Below are 15,691 nucleotides of genomic sequence, written 5' to 3'. Positions count from 1 at the left end.
CTCGCGTATGCATGGACCCTCCATGCGTCTCCTCACTCTCGCTCTCTGTTTCCTCACCCTCACGCTTCAGGCCGCCCTTCCCCCGGAAAAGCGCATTGTCTTCCTTGGCGATAGCATCACCCAGGGCGGTGTCTACGTCGAGATCATCGAGGCAGCGCTCATCGCGCAGCATCCAGATTCCAGCAAAGAGATCATCCCCCTGGGTCTCAGCAGCGAGACCGTCAGCGGCTTGAGCGAGGATGGTCACGCCGGTGGCAAGTTTCCGCGCCCTGATCTGCACGAGCGCCTTGACCGCGTTTTGGAGAAGGCGAAGCCCAATCTCGTCTTTGCCTGCTACGGCATGAATGACGGCATCTACTACCCGCTCAGCCCGGAGCGCCTGAAAGCCTATCAGGACGGCATGAAGAAGCTGCATGACAAGGTCGTCGCCACGGGTGCGCGCATCATTCATCTCACACCGCCTGTCTTTGACCCCGTGCCCATCAAGGCCAGGACCCTGCCTGCCGGCCTCGATAAATACCCGACACCCTTTGAAGGCTACAACCAGGTGCTCGATGCTTACAGCGACTGGCTGCTCAGCATGAAAAAAGAAGGCTGGGAAGTGCTGGACATCCACGGCCCTTTCAACGCCGCCCTTGCGGAGAAGCGCAGAGCCGACCCGCAGTTCACCTATTCCAAAGACGGCATCCATCCCGGCCCTGAAGGTCATCTCATCATGGCTCGCGCCGTGCTCGATGCCTGGGACCTCAAAGTCACCGCCGATGGCAAACCTGATCACGTGAATGGAGATGCCATCCTGACGGCCATCAAAAAGAAGCAGGGCCTGCTGCGTCCCGCCTGGCTCAGTCATGTGGGCCACAAGCGCCCCGGCAATGCTCCTGGCCTGCCCCTTCCCGAGGCCGAGAGCAAAGCCGTCGTCTTTGATGCCGAGGCGCGCCAGCTCGCCAAAGGCAAGCCTGGCTCGGCCGCCGCCTCGCCTAACCAAAAAAGCTTGTGGAATGGCTATGAGAAGCGCGATCTCATCGTCGCCGGCAAACCGGTGACCCTCGTCGTTCCCAAGGCCGCCGCTCCCGGCAAGCCATGGGTCTGGCATGGCGAGTTCTTCGGCCACAAGCCCGCGCCGGACATCGCCCTGCTCGGCAAAGGCTTCCACATCGCCTACATGCAGATCAATGACATGCTCGGCAGCCCGCCTGCCGTGGCTCTGTGGAATCAATGCTATGAGGAGCTCACCACCAGGCATGGCTTGAGCAGGAAGCCCTGCCTCGTCGGTCTCAGCCGCGGCGGCCTCTATTGCTACAACTGGGCCATCGCCAATCCTGAAAAGGTCTCCTGCATCTATGCGGATGCTCCAGTCTGCGACTTCAAGAGCTGGCCCGGCGGCAAGGGCCAAGGCAAGAACGACCCGAAGAACTGGGGCTTCGTGCTGAAGCTCTGGGGCTTCAAAGATGACGCCGAGGCCCTCGCCTACAAAGGCAATCCCGTCGACAGCCTCGCCCCTCTGGCCGAACAAAAAGTGCCGCTACTCCACGTCTTCGGCGATGCCGACATCGTCGTCCCCTGGGAAGAAAACACCGGCCTCATCGAAACCCGCTACAAAGCCCTCGGCGGCTCCATCACCCTCATCCGCAAACCTGGCATCGGCCACCACCCGCATGGCCTCGATGACTCCACCCCCATCATCGAGTTCATCGCCAGGAACGCGAAGTGACGGTTGTCAGGGAGAATCCTGATCAACCCGCGCATGACACCACGCCAAAACGCGGCGATGGGAAAGGTGCTCCATGCAACGATTCACCTGTGAGTGCGGCAACGTGCTCTTTTTCAACAGCTCCAAATGTCTGGGGTGCGGGAATGCTGTGGCCTATGACCCGGCGAAGAACCTGATGGTCCGGCTGCTGCCGGAAAAGAAAATGAAGCGCTGCGCGAACGGGGTGAAGCATGGCGTGTGCAATTGGGCGCTGCCCGCGGAGGCAAAGGAATCCCTCTGCCCGGCCTGCACCATGAACCGCACCATTCCGGATCTGAGCACAGGACGGAATCTGATGCTGTGGGGACGCATGGAGATCGCCAAGCGGCGGCTGATCTACACGCTGATGCAACTGGGCATCCCCCTGCAGGCCAAGGCTCAGAATGCGCAGACAGGCCTGGCGTTTGACATCATCAGCACCGTCGCCAATCCCACCGTCACCACCGGACATCTGAATGGCGTGATCACCGTGAATCTGGAGGAGGCGGACGACACCTACCGGCAGATCAACCGCCAGCAGCTAGGCGAAAACAGCCGCACGCTGCTCGGGCATTTCCGACATGAGAGCGGCCACTACTTCTGGCAGCGTTGTCTTTCGAATCTCATGTGGGATGACCCGCTACGACTTGCCTTCCGAGAACGCTTTGGCAACGAGTGGATGGACTATGCCGCCGCCCTGAGCGGCCATTACCAGCGCGGCATCGTGCCGGGCTGGGAGCTGCAGTACATCTCGTCTTACGCGGCCTCTCACCCTTGGGAAGACTGGGCGGAGACCTGGGCGCACTACCTGCAGATTGTGGACGGCCTGGGCACCTGCGAAAACCTGGGCATCCAGGTGAAGCATCTCGCGCTTCCGCTGGTCATGCTGCCGGGCGAGGCCGGGACGCTGCCCTCCATGCTGCCGCAGAATGGCCTCGCGGATGGGGAGTTTCTCGCGTGGCTGCAGCGCTGGATGTGCATGTCCACGGTGCTGAATGAAGTCTCGCTGAGCCTGGGTGAACCTGCGGTGTATCCGTTTGTCATCTCTGTGCGTGTCGCTCAGAAGCTGCGGCTCGCCCATTATTTTGCGCAGGTTTGGAAGACGCCTGCGGCGAAGCCCGCCGAGCCGCCGCTGCCGCCGCCAGCACCTGTACCTCAGCCATGAGTCACGATCGGCGGTGCCGTGACGGTGACGTACATGTTCTGCATGGTGAATGAGCCAAACATCGTCGCCAGCGCCACATCGGCCGCATCACGACCATAAGCCACAACAATGCGATTGCCGCGGGTCGTCGGCTCCGTCGCATCAAAGGTGAACCAGCGTCCGCCGATGAAGGCCTCGAACCAGGCATGCAGGTCCATGGGATGCAGCTGATACAAAAAGCCCACCACCATGCGCGCAGGTACATTGATGGCACGACACAGCGCGATGCCGAGATGCGCAAAATCACGGCAGACCCCTTGCAAGCTGTCAGCAGTATCGAGAGCAGACGTGGAGCTGTCGCTGCTGCCTGACACATACGCGATGTTTTGATGAACCCAGGTGCGGATGGCGGCGACTCGCTCAAAGGTTTCCGGCAGATGCCCGACAATGGATTCTGCGAGCGAGGACAACTGATCGGACTGGCAGTAGCGGCTGGGCAGCAGGTAATGCAGGACGTCCGGCGGCATGTTCTGCACATATGTCAGTTGCGCACAGGGATCTGCATCGACGGTGTCTGAGACCTGCACGCGATACTTCACGGAGACATGAAAATCTCCCGGCATGATGACGACCCGCTGGCAGAGATTGCCATAGACATCCGTGAACTCGACCACCGGCACCTGGGGCTGGATGTAGAACTCCTCGCGCATGATCCACTGGGCCCAGCCGCTGCGGGGACGCAGCATGAAGATGGCTGGCACCACCTCCGTCGTCTGGTAGTCAAGCTGACATGTGGCGTCGAGAATCATGAAGTTTGGAAAGATGAGATGAGCAGAAAGCCAGCCAAGCCGTCAGCCCCCTCGTCGTTCACCGTGGAAGAGCAACCTGAATCGGATTGTCGGAGTTGATGCCTGATCGCGTGAGGTCACTCTCGTGGTCGCATGCAGACCACCAGACTCTCACTTCTTCGCACTGCGCTTCGTGTGCTCTTCAAAAGCTTCGCGTGCCTCGCTGGTCTTGCCGCCTTTCTTCAGGGCATACGCGAGGTTCTTCCACGCATTCGGATGTGTGGGGCGCAGGCGCACGGTGTTGCGATAAGCCTTCGCAGCCTCATTTGGGTCACCATTCTTGTCGAGTAGCAGGCCCTGATAATACCAAGCTTCGGAGTAGCCGGGGTTGAGCTTCAGGCTCTGCGTGATGGCGGTCTGCGCGCCTTCATAATCCTTCTGGCGGCCTTTGACATAGGCGCTGAGATAGTGCGCCTGCGCATAGTTCGGCGCGAGCAGCATGACGCGCTTCAGCGCATCATCCGCGCTGCCCAGATCACCATCACGCACACGGCGGCTGGCCAGCAGCAGCCAGGCTAGCGCATCATTCGGGCGCTGCTCCGTGGCGAGTTCGAGCGCCTCCTTGTCTTCCGTGGTGTCATCTGCCATGCCAGCCTTTTCACGCAGTTTCGCAAAGGCCAGCTGATGCCAGTAAAGACCCGCCTTGGGATCCAGCGCCACTGCCTTGCGCTGGCAGTTCAGCGCTTCCGGTGCGGCACCCAGATAAGAAGCACTGAGACCGAGCAAGGCCCAGCACTCCGCGCTGCGTGGATACTTCCGCGCCAGCGTCACGAACTGCCGCATCGCCGACTCCACCCGGCGCTTCTGCAGTGTCTCAAAGGCGCGCACAAACTCCGGATCATTCGCCACGTCACGCAGCTTCGGTGACTTCGGCAGGCTGGTCAGCGGCTTCAAAGGCGCGCGGCCTTTGCGCAACTCAAAGGCGGCCGCATCACAGGGCAGCGCGAAGTTCATCCAGCTCTTCAGCGGCACCTGCATGGCCACGATGCCGATCATCTGCCCCGCGTCATTCACCACCGGTGATCCCACACCGCCGGGCGAGTCCTTGCCGCGCACATTCAGCCAGCCCAGACCCGTCAGAGCGCCGTCCATCTGCACCGTGGCATCGGCCAGTACGAGACCGCGCTTCTCAGACATGGCCAGCACATGACTCGCCTGCTCCTGGCGGAAGTCCGTGTCAGCCTTGAGCTCCAGCGGCGTGGTATCCGTGTCCTCGCCCTGGAGCAGCGCGATGCCGCTGGTCAGATCCGCCACGTAGAAACCACTGACCTTGGTGTTCGTGCCATCCGCGCCAGTCACCGTGATGTAGTCGATCTTCTCCGCGATCTCCGGATGCAGCAAACCCGAGTCCGTGAGGATCACCCCATCCGCCGAGACATAGCAGCCCACGCCGCTCGCGAGCTGCGTGCCAAACGAATCCCATACGCGCAATCCCACCACCGAGCTCACGATCTTGATGCCGAGGCTGCGCAGACGCAGTTCATCCGGTGTCAGCGGCTTGTCCGGCGTACCCTCAGGCACCTTCTCACCTGGCAGATAGGGGGCGATCGGTGGCAGCAGATCGGGACTCGGTTCATCCGCCATCGGGATCTCCTGCTTTGCACCTTGGAAGAGCAGCAGCGGGTTCTCATAATTGTTCACGTCCACCGGGAAACCTGCGGCGCCCTCAGGCAGGTCAGGCTCCACAGAAATCACCGGCGGAGCCTTGGAGAGATCAGGCTTCGGCAGGGGCACCTGAGCGCAGAGAAACGCAGGCAAAAGGAGGGACAGCAGGCAGAGAGTTCTCATGTAGAGGCTACGCCTCCCAATGTGTCTGACATGTGACAAAACGCGGTGGCTTCCGTGTGACGAATTCTTCACATCGCAGGGATTTCCGTGAAGCAGCCCGCAGGCTAAAGGGCGCTCCGATTGTCACCTCCCATGCGCCAGCTTCTACTCACCACGCTTCTTCTTTCGGCCACGGCCCTGTCCGCTGCCGACCTGGAACTGAAATCGCTCGGCGCTGCCGCTGAAGGTCAGGCAGCCAAGCGCAAATACGGCCCCTACGTGGGTGTCTCCATGGGTGAGACCATGGGCCAGAGCGGCACGCTGCGTTCCGGCGGCAACCTGAAGGACGAAGGCGGGGCCGCCATCTTCAGCATCGAAGTCGGCAAGTCCTGGAAGTGGCAGAAACTGCCCATCATGACTTCCCTGGATGTGGAGGGCACCTTCATGTCCACCACGCTCACCGGTGACACCGTCGAGGCGGACATGAACTCGCTCTTCTTCAACCTGAACGGCACCATCGGCCTGGACCTTTACCGCTACCGTGCACGCATCGGCAAGTTCGCCGCGGGCTTCCGTCCCTATGTGGGTGGTGGTCTCGGGGGTGGCCAGGTTTGGTATCGCAATGCCACGAGCACCAACCCCGCTCAAAGCCCCTTCAGCATCGACGAGTTCGTGAACTCCTGGAACTGGTACGCCGGCCTCGAATGGACCTGGAAAGACCAGTACTCCATCTTCGCTGAGTATCGCGATCTCGGCATCGGCGACCTCGAAGACCTGCGCGGCTTCAGCACTGACGGCTACCTGGTCGGCTTCCGCTACCGCTACTAATTCCACGCTCGCGCGCTCTCTCTTTCCTTCCCCAAAACCTGACCATGCGTCCCGTCATCTCCCGTCTCCTCACCCTCGCCGCCGTCTCCCTCGCGCTGGCCTCGTGCAAGACCGTCACCACCCAGCGTGTGGTCTTCCCCAACACCCCCGTCGCCTTCCAGCTGGTGAGTGACATGGTGGATGAAGAGACGCTCGACTACACCGTGAAGTTCCGCAACGTCGGCAACCAGATCGTCAGCTTTGACTACACCATCGCCGATGAGCCGGATGTGCCTCACACCGATGCTGAAGGCCCTAACAGCGGCGTCATCGAAAACCTCTACCCAGGCGCTGAAGCCAGCGTGAAGAACCCGACGAAGAGCCAGCATGCTTATGTGGTGCTCGGTCGCGTGACGCATGGTCGCAAGTCCGGTGATGAGATCACCCGCCTCTATCGCCCGACTGCGGCCCGCACCGCCGCGGCCGCCAGTGCTGTCAGCGCCGCAGGTGCCCTGCCGCTGCTCGAGCCTGTGACCACTCCGTGATTCCTTCATGCGCCTGAGCTTCTCCAGCCATTCACTTCGCAGCCCCGGACTTCTGGGGCTGCTTTGTTTCCTGCTCATGGCAGGCGCCATCTGCGCCGTGGAGGATGAAAATGCCGTGCGCCTGTATCAGCGCGGCGTGAAGCTCATCGCCGATGGCGAGCCCGAGGAGGCGCTGGAGCGCTTCAACACCATCGCCACCAAGTATCGCCGCAGCGAGACCTGCGCGCAGGCCCTCTGGGAGGCTTACCGCATCCACGAACATCTTGGTGATGACCTGCCTGCCTTCGAAGCCCTGAACCGTCTCGCCACCGAGCAGCCCGGCCACTTTGAAAAAGCCCATGCCGCGCAGATGCGCGTGGCGCTTCGTTTGTTAGGCCGTGGCAAGGAGGCGACACGCCGCACGCTCGAGGCTCAACGCCCCTCTCAAAAGGTGGATCCAGAAATCATCATCGAGATGTTTCGCGTGATCATCAAGAACGGACCGCAGAGCGAGATCGGCATCCAGGCGCACTACTATCTCGCCATGGCCCTCGAGCAGGCAGGACAGAAACGTGAAGCCCGTGAGATGCATGAGGACTTCGCGGAGAACTTTCCGAAGCACGAGCTCGCGGACGATGCCTCCTATCAGTGCGCCTACATCGCCTACAAGGACTGGAAGCTTATGCGCGGTGACAGCCCGCATCAGCGTGAGGCAGCCGCGGTTTCACTTGCCTGGTTCATCGCCCGCTATCCCGAGAGCGACAAGGGTGCGCAAGCCCGCGCCTGCCTCGTCGATGTGCGTGTCGCGGAGCGCCGCGAGCTGCTGAGCCTCGCCCGTTATTACGAGGGCCGCGGCAATGCCAAGGCCGCCGCTATCTACTACCAGCAGATCGGCGAAAAATTCCCCGAGATCGTCGTCGCCGATGAAGACCTCCGCGGCAAGGTGGAAGGCGCTTCTGCCGAACCCAAAGACGATGTCGTGGGACCCACGCGATGAAGTGGTGAGGCGTCTTCTAAAGCCTCGGAGAGGCGAAAGGAAATAGCCCGCCGGCTTCAGCCGTGGGTCACTCGATGGACAACACCATCATCGTGTCAGAGTCTCGGAAGAGACGAAAGAGTGCATCGACTCCCACGCGACACCTTCGCATTCGCAAATTGGATGCGGGGCCTTCTTGCCCGCTCTCGCCTCTCCGAGGCTTCATGACACCACTGAAATCCTGACATATTTTTTACACACTGTTCGTTAGGCTCGATGACACATCACACACCGCCGTGACGTTTCTGACACTGCCAAAAACGTAACCGTGGTATGATTGGCAGGAGATGGCGCAGGTGGTTGCATGGTCCTCCATGACGTCCAAGAACAGCCTGCCCATCCTGCTATCACTCTGTGCCATCGGAAGTGTTGCCATGATGGTTCTGTCACGTCCGGTGGACTCGGTGACATCCGTGGAGCGCCCGGCGCCACAGGCCGTCACAGCTCCGTCACCCACACCAGCACCGGCTCCATCCTTGCGTGACTTGGCAGACGAATACGCACTGCTGCCCTTTGACGAACTCTATCAACTCCCCGCAGGCCCGAAGGGACTTGAGTTCACATCCGGGACACAAAGCCTCAACGACCAGAAAGTGCGCATGGACGGCTTCATGGTGCGGCACTTCCATGAGGATGCCGGTGTGTTTCTTTTCGCGGGTGTGCCTGCCGTGCATAACCAGGCCGAGTACATCCTCGCGGAAAGTCTTCCCACCTCGCTGGTGCATGTGCTGATGCCGGAGATCGCGGGTCGCACACCATCCTGGCGGCCACAGCGCATCACGGTCTATGGCAGGCTGGAGCTCGGCTCGCGCCAGGAGATCGACGGACGTCTCTCCCACGTGCGCCTGATCGCCGAGCACGTGGCGGACAGCAAAACCCAGGAACCCATTGAGCTGCGCCGCCCCATCGCGCTGCAGCGTGACCGCATGGCCTCCGGCGTGCGCACCGTCTTTCGCTCCTCCCAGGGCGACACTCCCCCGACAAACAACCTAACAAACACTGCTCCATCCACACTCCGATGAAACCCAGCCTCCTCCTCGCCATCTCCATGGCAGCAGCCTCCCTGGCAGGCAGCGCCTCCGCCGCGCCGGCCGTGACGCGTCTCAATCCTCCCAGCGCCCTCTTCACCAGCGCGGACCCCACGCCGCCTTACATCTCCCGCTTCCTGCCTGACCAGCGTTTTGACCTGCAGGCCACCATCCAGGCAGATGCCGGCCAGACCATCACCGGCGCTGTCTTCAAGGTGAACAACGTCGTGGTGCCAGGCACCGTGACCGTGACGAACATCGGCAGTGACAAGTTCAGCGTGGCACTGCGCGCTTACTCCACCCCTTCCGCTGGCGTGAAGACTCTCACCGTCGAGGCCACACAGTCCGGCGGCACCACCGCCTCGGCCCAGGGCAATTTCGAAATCGTCGCCCTTTCCCGCACTCGTCTCAATGGCGTGCGCAAGGCGAAGAACATCATCTACCTCATCGGTGACGGCATGGGCATCGCCCATCGCACCGCTGCCCGCATCGTCGCCAAGGGCGTGTCCCAGGGCAAGGCCATCGAGCCTCTCGCCATGGACCGCATGCCTTACACGGCGCTGCTCATGACCAGCTCCCTGAACTCCATCGTCACGGACTCCGCTCCTGGCGCTGCCTGCTACTCCACCGGCAACAAGAGCAACAACAACCAGGAAGGTGTCTTCCCGGATGACACGACCGCCACGCTCTCTGACAACAAGTGGGACAACCCGCGCGTGGAGCACATGGGCACCTATCTGGCCCGCAAACAGGGCAAGGCACTCGGCATCGTCACCACCGCTGATGTGGAAGACGCCACTCCGGCCTCCTTCGGCGTGCATGCCCAGGACCGTGGTGCAGGCACCGGCATCTGCGATATGTTCCTGGATGAAGCCGCAGTGAAGTCCAACCTGCGCGTGCTCATGGGCGGCGGCCGCAAATGGTTCCTGCCTTCCACCACCGGCGGTTCCGGCCGCGTGAACAGCACCACTGCCAGCGGTGCTGACTATGTGCTTCCTGCTGACATCGTCGCCGGCTGGAACGTTGCCGCTGGCGCCGTGGATCCAAACCGCGACCTCATCGCGGACTTCCAGACCGCCGGTTTCGCCTACACGCCAGATGCCACCAGCCTCGCCGCGATCCCTGCGAACACCACCAAGCTGCTCGGTCTCTTCAACAACGGTAACATGGACGTGTCCATGGACAAGATCGCCGAACGCCGTGGCGGCGCTTCAGTGGGCACCGTGGCCACCTTCCCCGACCAGCCGATGCTGGACGAGATGACAGACAAGGCCCTCCAGGTGCTCAGCAAGAACGCCCAGGGCTTCGTGCTCATGATCGAAGGCGCCTCCATCGACAAGCAGGCGCACAACATGGACACCGAACGCTGGATTCTTGAAGCCATCGAGTTCGACCGCGCCATCGCCAAGTGCCTTGCCTTCGCCCAGACGAACCCAGACACACTCGTCATCGTCACCGCTGACCATGAGTGCGCCGGCATCAACATCATCGGTTCCAGCATTGTCACCAATGCTGAGCTCGTCACGCGCTCCACCGCGCTCGGCAATGACGCCACCCAGGGTGTGATCAATGGTGCCACGGGTGCCTCCACCGATGGCCAGACCAAGCTACGTACCGGCGTGGTCGGCACCTACGAAGCCGCCAGCTTCCCGCAGTATCAGATCAATGCGGACGGCTATCCGCAGACCCTGGATGTGAACTACAAGATGCTCATCGGCTACGCTGGCAGTGGTGATCGTTATGAAGACTGGCTCACCAACGCCACGCCGAACGTTTCCGGCGCCGCTCGTGACACCGCCGGTGACTTCTTCATCCCGGGTCAGGCTTCCGGCGCTGGTGCTTCCACCGCCGTGCACACCGCCTCAGACATCCCTCTGTCTGCCGCCGGTCGTGGTGCCAGCCTGTTCCATGGCGTGATGGAAAACACCGACGTGTTCTTCCACGTCATGCAGGCCGCCCTCGTCGGCGCCCAGTAATCCCTGGTATTGTTGTTCTGATTGCGAAGCCCGGCAGGAGTGATCCTGCCGGGTTTTTTTCATGTACGGGCACAGAGCAGAAAGCATGAGATTCAGAGTTCGATGTTCATACTCTCTGCGCTTCACCCTATGCTCTTGGCGCTCCGCCTCAGCAGCAGCCCGTGCCGCAGCACGAAAGCTCCGCGCGTGCACGACCACGATCCGCTGGCAGACCACAGGCTTCTTTCGCGAGGCAGTCTGTCTGCTTCGTGGTCAGATTCAGGATCACGGCATCTTTCGTGATCTCAGCGTTGGCGATGGGATACTGCGAAATCACCTCATCCTGATATTCGATCTCCAGCGGCACGCCTTCGTCCGGCAGCAGGAAGGCGGCTTTGCGGAAGATGCTGAGCAGCTTGCTGGCGGCGAGGCGATGGTCCTCATCGTCACCCACCCAGGCCTGGATCTGACACGTGTCCGTCTGGCGAAGCTCACCTCCACAGTCGAGAAACGTCTTCGTCACACGACCCACTTCCGTGATGTGAAAAGACGCAGGCACCTCGTCACCACCAGGCAGGCGAAGCTGAAAAGCTTTGCCGTCATTGTGACGCAGAAGAGTCTTGAATTCGCGAAGGGTCATGGAGAGCACATTCTGAAACGCAGGAATTCGCCCGCTCAATTCACTGATTTGTCACTTAGCGCCATGCTTTTGCAGGCCGCCTACTTATTTCGGAGCATGCCCTTTGTGACAAAAATGTCGCCATGATTCAGGCCTTCCCAGGGAGGTCCTAACCAGAGGCGTGGCTCGGTTACGAAAGTGTTTCCGTGGAGACTTTGGAAAACGGTCCTGGTGAGTGGAAAAGCGGCACTGATGCACCGGACAAGGTGCGCTCCCGAAGAATTCCCCAACGACCATCCATGATACCACACCCTAAATCCACGCTCGCATGGCTGACCATGCTGGCCCTCGCTTCCGGCGCGTCTCTTCGCGCGCAGGACAACATGATGCCCGTGAGCCGCACCACTGGCACGATGACGGTGAGCCTGCCCAAGGGCAAGCCAACCCTCCTCGCCATTCCTTTTGCCGACATCGTGGCAGCCGGCGAGATCGACTCCGTCAACGGCACGGTCTATGAGGTGACCTCTTCTCCGGCAGCGATGCCAAACGTGATCGCCACGCCGCATGCGCTGAAGATCACCACTCGTGTGGACCAGCGTGGCGCCGGCACGAATGCTCCTGCAGGCACCAGCCTGAATGCTTACGGCCTCACCGCCCGCATCACCGCCCAGGTCGGCCAGGAAATCACCGCCGCTCTCAGCACGGCTCCGAATCCTGATGACCGCTTCGTGGTGTACAAGCTGCAGACGCTCGGCTCTCTCTTCGGCGCTGCAAACACCGCTGGCCTCAAAGGCAGCACCGATGCCGCCACTGCGGACATCGTGTACCTGAACGCTGACGGTAACTTCACTGGCTACTTCTACAGCACGACGGCCAACGGCTGGCGTCTGGTCAGCGCCCCGGCGGGCGCGGATCAGGCCGGCACGGTCATCCCACCGCGCAGCGCGCTGCTCGTCGTCCGTCAGGCCGATGGCAATGACACGTCCGTCCGCGTCGCCGGTGCCACCATGCCTGCCCGTGAAACCTGGGCCATCAGCTCCGGCTACCGCCTCATCAACAATCCCTTCTCCGTGGCCACCACGCTGGAGGCCAGCGGTCTCCGCAGCCACGTGGCTGGCGGCACCTCCGCCGCCGCAGCTGACCTGCTCTACCTGGAAGATGCCGGGGTGATCACCGCTTACTGGTACAAGACCGGCGGCCTCGGCGGCAGCGGCTGGCGTGAACTCGGTGACAACGTCACCAACAAGGGCGGCACCCTCCTCAGCCCGGGCAAATCCATCCTCTTCAAGGAGCAGGCTGGCAGCACCGCCTTCGCCCTCCCCGAGCCTTTTGAGGACTAACCGACACGATATTTCGAACCCCAGCTTTTCCCTCTGAATTCCATGAAGAAAACTTTCATCTCCGCCCTCGCCGTCATCGCCGGTCTGGGCACCACGCGCGCGGCTGACCCCGTGACGCTTTACGCTTCCAATCTGGGCAGCGGCATCACCGCCCAGGGCGGCGCCACCGCTGTGGCCCAGGGCACCATCCGCTTCGGCACCTTCCCGGCGGGCTTTGACTTCGCTGCCAACGCGGAAAACTTCCCCGCTCTGGATGCAGCCTTCACCCAGGTCTACTCCGTCTCCGGCCCGATCAGCGCCCTCTCGAGCAACGGCTTCTTCGACATCGAGCAGGCCATCACCACCAGCGGCGCTTATGAAGGCGTGCAGTATGACAGCAGCGCCAGCAGCACCACTGATGTCGCTGGCGATCTCGCCGGTGAGAAGATCTACATCTGGATCCTGAACAACATCAATCCCTCCGCAGCGACCCAGCAGGCCATCTTCTCCAGCAACCAGACCTGGCCTGACAGAGATCTGCCTCTGGCCACGGACGTCACCGTTTCCACAGACAGCGGCACCGCCGGTCTCACCGCACACCTCGGCCAGCTCGGCGGCGGTGTGAACATCGGCGCTGGCGGACCTTCCCACTCCATGGGCGGCGCCACGGAAATCCCTTCCGCCGTGGTGGCCTCGCGCACACCTTCGGCTGAGACCGTTCTCGTCGGCACCAGCGTGACCTTCAGCTTCCAGGCCGCAGGCACACCTCCCTTCACCCAGGAATGGTTCAAGGTGGGCAGCGCGACTCCGATCGGCACCGGTGCCACCCTCACCATCGCCAACCCCCAGCTCACCGATGACGGTGACTACCGCGTCGTCGTGACCAACGGTGCTGGCAATGCCACCTCCAACAACGTGTCCCTGGACGTGATCACCCAGATCCCGACCGTGGAAACACAGCCGATCCCGCTGGCTGTCAACGCGGGTGGCAATGCCACCTTCTCCGTCGTGGCCAAGGGCGCCGGCACTCTGAGCTACAAGTGGCTCAAAGGCGCCGCTCCGGTTCCTGGCGCCACACAGCCCAGCCTGACCCTCTACGGTGTCGCCCTGGCTGATTCTGCCGCCTATCGCTGCGAAGTCAGCAACGTCGTCGCTGGCAAGACCAACAAGGTGCTGAGCAACACGGCCCAACTAACGATTGTTCAAGACAACGTGCCTCCGGCCGTCGTCAATGCCCGCGCCAGTGCCACCGCCTCGGTGACTCTGACCCTGGCCTACTCTGAGACCGGCGTCGCTGCCACCAGCAAGGCCGCTCTTCAGTGGCTCAAGGACGGCGAACCCGTCGCTGGTGCTACCACCAAGACGCTGAAGATCACTCCGCTGACCGCTTCCGCCACTGCCTCCCTCTACACCTGCCGGGTCACTCCTGTGGGTGCCGCGGCAGTCATCGGTGCCTCCACCATCCTGCGCGTCTTCGACACCGCTCCTGAGTTCACCTTCGAGGTTCCCAACACTCCGAACATGGGCACCGCCAAAGTGGGTCGCGTCTACACCTATCAGATCCCCGTGGACACCGCGGCCAACAAGGCTCCAGCGACCTTTGACGCCACCGGCCTTCCTCCAGGCCTCGTGATCAACAAGGCCACCGGCCTCATCTCCGGCAAGCCCACCAAGTCCGGCACCTACAACAAGATCGTCCTGAAGCTGAACAGCCCTGTGCCCCAGGGTAACCGCAGCGTCACGGCCACTCTCGTGGTGACTGACCTGCCTGAGAACATCGCCGGCACCTACGTGGGTCCTGTGGAGCGCATCAACGTCCTTGGCGCTGATCTCGGCGGCAAGCTCGACAACATCATCGTCGCCACCACTGGTGCCATCTCCGGCAAGCTCGTCCTTGGCACCGCCACCTGGCCGCTCGTCGGCGCTGTGACCGTTGCTCCAGACAGCAATGAAACAACCGCGACCGTCACCGTCAAGCGCCTCATCAGCCAGGCTCCGCTGACCATCACCTTCGACCTTGGCAATGATCTGCTGACCGATGGTGACATCACCGACGGCACCCAGCACGTGTTCTTCAAAGGCTGGAGAAACAAATGGCTGGCCAAGCCAGTCGAAGCCACCGCAGCCAGATACGTCGCGACCTACAACATCGCCCTCGGCCTTGATGAAGACGACGTGAACGCCAGCAACCCGCTGGTTCCCCAGGGTTTTGGTTACGCCAGCTTCCCCGTGAAGGCTGATGGCAAGCTTACCTTCGCCGGCAAGTTCGCGGATGGCAACGGTGTGACCGGCTCCACCTTCGTGGGTCCGAATGGTGAGGTCTTCCTCTTCCAGACCCTGTACGGCAACAAGGGCTCCTTCCTGGGTGATCTCGTCATCAATGACATGAGCACCGAACAAGTGGACGACACGGATCCGAAGAACAACCAGATCGCCGGCGACGCCTCCTGGAGCTGCCCGGCGAACGCCGCTGCCGCTAACAAACTGTATCGCAGTGGCTTCGACTTCGATCTGCTGATCGCCGGTGGTGCCTTCACCGCCCCGACCTCGAAGATCGTGCTCGGCCTGGCTGAAAACACCGTGGTCAATCTGGACTTCGAAGACGCGAACATCGGCACCGCTCCGCAGAATCCGAACACCACGGTCACCCTGCAGGCGAACAACAAGCTCAGCCTCGCTCCTGTCGCTGCCAAGACCGCCCTCACCGTCACTCCGGCGAGCGGCCTCTTCACCGGCAGCTTCGAAGCCGTGGCGAAAAAGAAGACCACCTTCAACGGCCTGATCGTCCCGATCGACGGCGTGCAGCAGGGCCTTGGTTACTTCCTGCTCGACCAGGCAGGCACACCCGCCACTCAGCAGTCCGGCGCCGTGTTCTTTGAAGCACCTGAGGAGGAACCCGTTCTCCCGTGATCGCA

General features: G+C 61.8%; 12 protein-coding genes. 9 read left to right on the top strand and 3 right to left on the bottom strand.

All coding sequences use genetic code 11. From position 1 onward, the window contains the following. Positions 1–22: 22 nt before the first annotated feature. Positions 23–1,711 carry an SGNH/GDSL hydrolase family protein gene (locus BGE01nite_RS20675; RefSeq protein WP_146853218.1) on the top strand — a complete coding sequence of 563 codons (1,689 nt, stop codon included), beginning with the start codon at positions 23–25 and terminating at the stop codon, positions 1,709–1,711. Between the two features lie 73 nt (positions 1,712–1,784). Then, positions 1,785–2,894: a zinc-binding metallopeptidase family protein gene (locus tag BGE01nite_RS20670; protein ID WP_146853216.1), complete on the top strand. Its 1,110-nt coding sequence runs from the start codon at positions 1,785–1,787 to the stop codon at positions 2,892–2,894. On the opposite strand, the gene BGE01nite_RS20665 is transcribed toward BGE01nite_RS20670, so the two are convergent. Both BGE01nite_RS20665 and BGE01nite_RS20660 read right to left on the bottom strand, forming a co-directional pair. Next, positions 2,885–3,682 carry a transglutaminase-like domain-containing protein gene (locus BGE01nite_RS20665; protein WP_146853214.1) on the bottom strand — a complete coding sequence of 266 codons (798 nt, stop codon included), beginning with the start codon at positions 3,680–3,682 and terminating at the stop codon, positions 2,885–2,887. The genes BGE01nite_RS20670 and BGE01nite_RS20665 overlap by 10 nt on opposite strands. A gap of 150 nt (positions 3,683–3,832) precedes the next feature. Beyond that, entirely contained in the window at positions 3,833–5,509 is a 1,677-nt protein-coding gene (locus tag BGE01nite_RS20660; protein ID WP_146853212.1) for a tetratricopeptide repeat protein, read from the bottom strand. 132 nt (positions 5,510–5,641) lie between these two features. Between BGE01nite_RS20660 and BGE01nite_RS20655 the strand changes: the two genes are divergently transcribed. The 5 genes from BGE01nite_RS20655 (at position 5,642) to BGE01nite_RS20635 (ending at position 10,859) form a co-directional block, all read left to right on the top strand. Beyond that, positions 5,642–6,316, top strand: coding sequence for an outer membrane protein (locus BGE01nite_RS20655; RefSeq protein WP_146853210.1), 675 nt, complete (start codon positions 5,642–5,644; stop codon positions 6,314–6,316). A gap of 44 nt (positions 6,317–6,360) precedes the next feature. Then, on the top strand, positions 6,361–6,840 hold the full coding sequence (locus tag BGE01nite_RS20650) for a hypothetical protein (protein ID WP_146853208.1): 480 nt from the start codon (positions 6,361–6,363) through the stop codon (positions 6,838–6,840). A 7-nt stretch (positions 6,841–6,847) separates the two neighbouring features. Then, positions 6,848–7,816, top strand: a complete 969-nt coding sequence (bamD, locus tag BGE01nite_RS20645; protein WP_146853206.1) for an outer membrane protein assembly factor BamD — start codon at positions 6,848–6,850, stop codon at positions 7,814–7,816. A 413-nt stretch (positions 7,817–8,229) separates the two neighbouring features. Then, complete coding sequence (locus BGE01nite_RS20640; RefSeq protein ID WP_218033053.1) at positions 8,230–8,877, top strand: hypothetical protein; 648 nt, start codon at positions 8,230–8,232, stop codon at positions 8,875–8,877. Beyond that, positions 8,874–10,859 (top strand): alkaline phosphatase, encoded by a 1,986-nt coding sequence (locus BGE01nite_RS20635; RefSeq protein ID WP_146853203.1) that lies wholly within the window; start codon positions 8,874–8,876, stop codon positions 10,857–10,859. Before BGE01nite_RS20640 ends, BGE01nite_RS20635 begins: the two co-directional genes overlap by 4 nt. A gap of 148 nt (positions 10,860–11,007) precedes the next feature. Here BGE01nite_RS20635 and BGE01nite_RS20630 read toward each other — a convergent pair whose 3' ends face one another. Then, complete coding sequence (locus BGE01nite_RS20630; RefSeq protein ID WP_146853201.1) at positions 11,008–11,478, bottom strand: DUF6428 family protein; 471 nt, start codon at positions 11,476–11,478, stop codon at positions 11,008–11,010. A gap of 278 nt (positions 11,479–11,756) precedes the next feature. Here BGE01nite_RS20630 and BGE01nite_RS20625 point away from each other — a divergent pair, with 278 nt between their 5' ends. Next, complete coding sequence (locus BGE01nite_RS20625) at positions 11,757–12,797, top strand: hypothetical protein (RefSeq protein ID WP_146853199.1); 1,041 nt, start codon at positions 11,757–11,759, stop codon at positions 12,795–12,797. Between the two features lie 42 nt (positions 12,798–12,839). After that, entirely contained in the window at positions 12,840–15,686 is a 2,847-nt protein-coding gene (locus BGE01nite_RS20620; protein ID WP_146853197.1) for an immunoglobulin domain-containing protein, read from the top strand. Positions 15,687–15,691: the final 5 nt, after the last annotated feature.

The sequence above is a fragment of the Prosthecobacter gellanilyticus genome (assembly GCF_007992435.1).
GTDB classification, from domain to species: domain Bacteria; phylum Verrucomicrobiota; class Verrucomicrobiia; order Verrucomicrobiales; family Verrucomicrobiaceae; genus Prosthecobacter; species Prosthecobacter gellanilyticus.
This window is presented reverse-complemented; position numbering and strand designations above follow the sequence as displayed.

Bases quoted from the DNA above. Each gene is read 5' to 3' on its own strand.
- BGE01nite_RS20675 (WP_146853218.1), top strand. From the start codon at position 23: ATGCGTCTCCTCACTCTCGCTCTCTGTTTCCTCACCCTCACGCTTCAG.
- BGE01nite_RS20670 (WP_146853216.1), top strand. From the start codon at position 1,785: ATGCAACGATTCACCTGTGAGTGCGGCAACGTGCTCTTTTTCAACAGC.
- BGE01nite_RS20665 (WP_146853214.1), bottom strand. From the start codon at position 3,682: ATGATTCTCGACGCCACATGTCAGCTTGACTACCAGACGACGGAGGTG.
- BGE01nite_RS20660 (WP_146853212.1), bottom strand. From the start codon at position 5,509: ATGAGAACTCTCTGCCTGCTGTCCCTCCTTTTGCCTGCGTTTCTCTGC.
- BGE01nite_RS20655 (WP_146853210.1), top strand. From the start codon at position 5,642: ATGCGCCAGCTTCTACTCACCACGCTTCTTCTTTCGGCCACGGCCCTG.
- BGE01nite_RS20650 (WP_146853208.1), top strand. From the start codon at position 6,361: ATGCGTCCCGTCATCTCCCGTCTCCTCACCCTCGCCGCCGTCTCCCTC.
- bamD (WP_146853206.1), top strand. From the start codon at position 6,848: ATGCGCCTGAGCTTCTCCAGCCATTCACTTCGCAGCCCCGGACTTCTG.
- BGE01nite_RS20640 (WP_218033053.1), top strand. From the start codon at position 8,230: ATGATGGTTCTGTCACGTCCGGTGGACTCGGTGACATCCGTGGAGCGC.
- BGE01nite_RS20635 (WP_146853203.1), top strand. From the start codon at position 8,874: ATGAAACCCAGCCTCCTCCTCGCCATCTCCATGGCAGCAGCCTCCCTG.
- BGE01nite_RS20630 (WP_146853201.1), bottom strand. From the start codon at position 11,478: ATGACCCTTCGCGAATTCAAGACTCTTCTGCGTCACAATGACGGCAAA.
- BGE01nite_RS20625 (WP_146853199.1), top strand. From the start codon at position 11,757: ATGATACCACACCCTAAATCCACGCTCGCATGGCTGACCATGCTGGCC.
- BGE01nite_RS20620 (WP_146853197.1), top strand. From the start codon at position 12,840: ATGAAGAAAACTTTCATCTCCGCCCTCGCCGTCATCGCCGGTCTGGGC.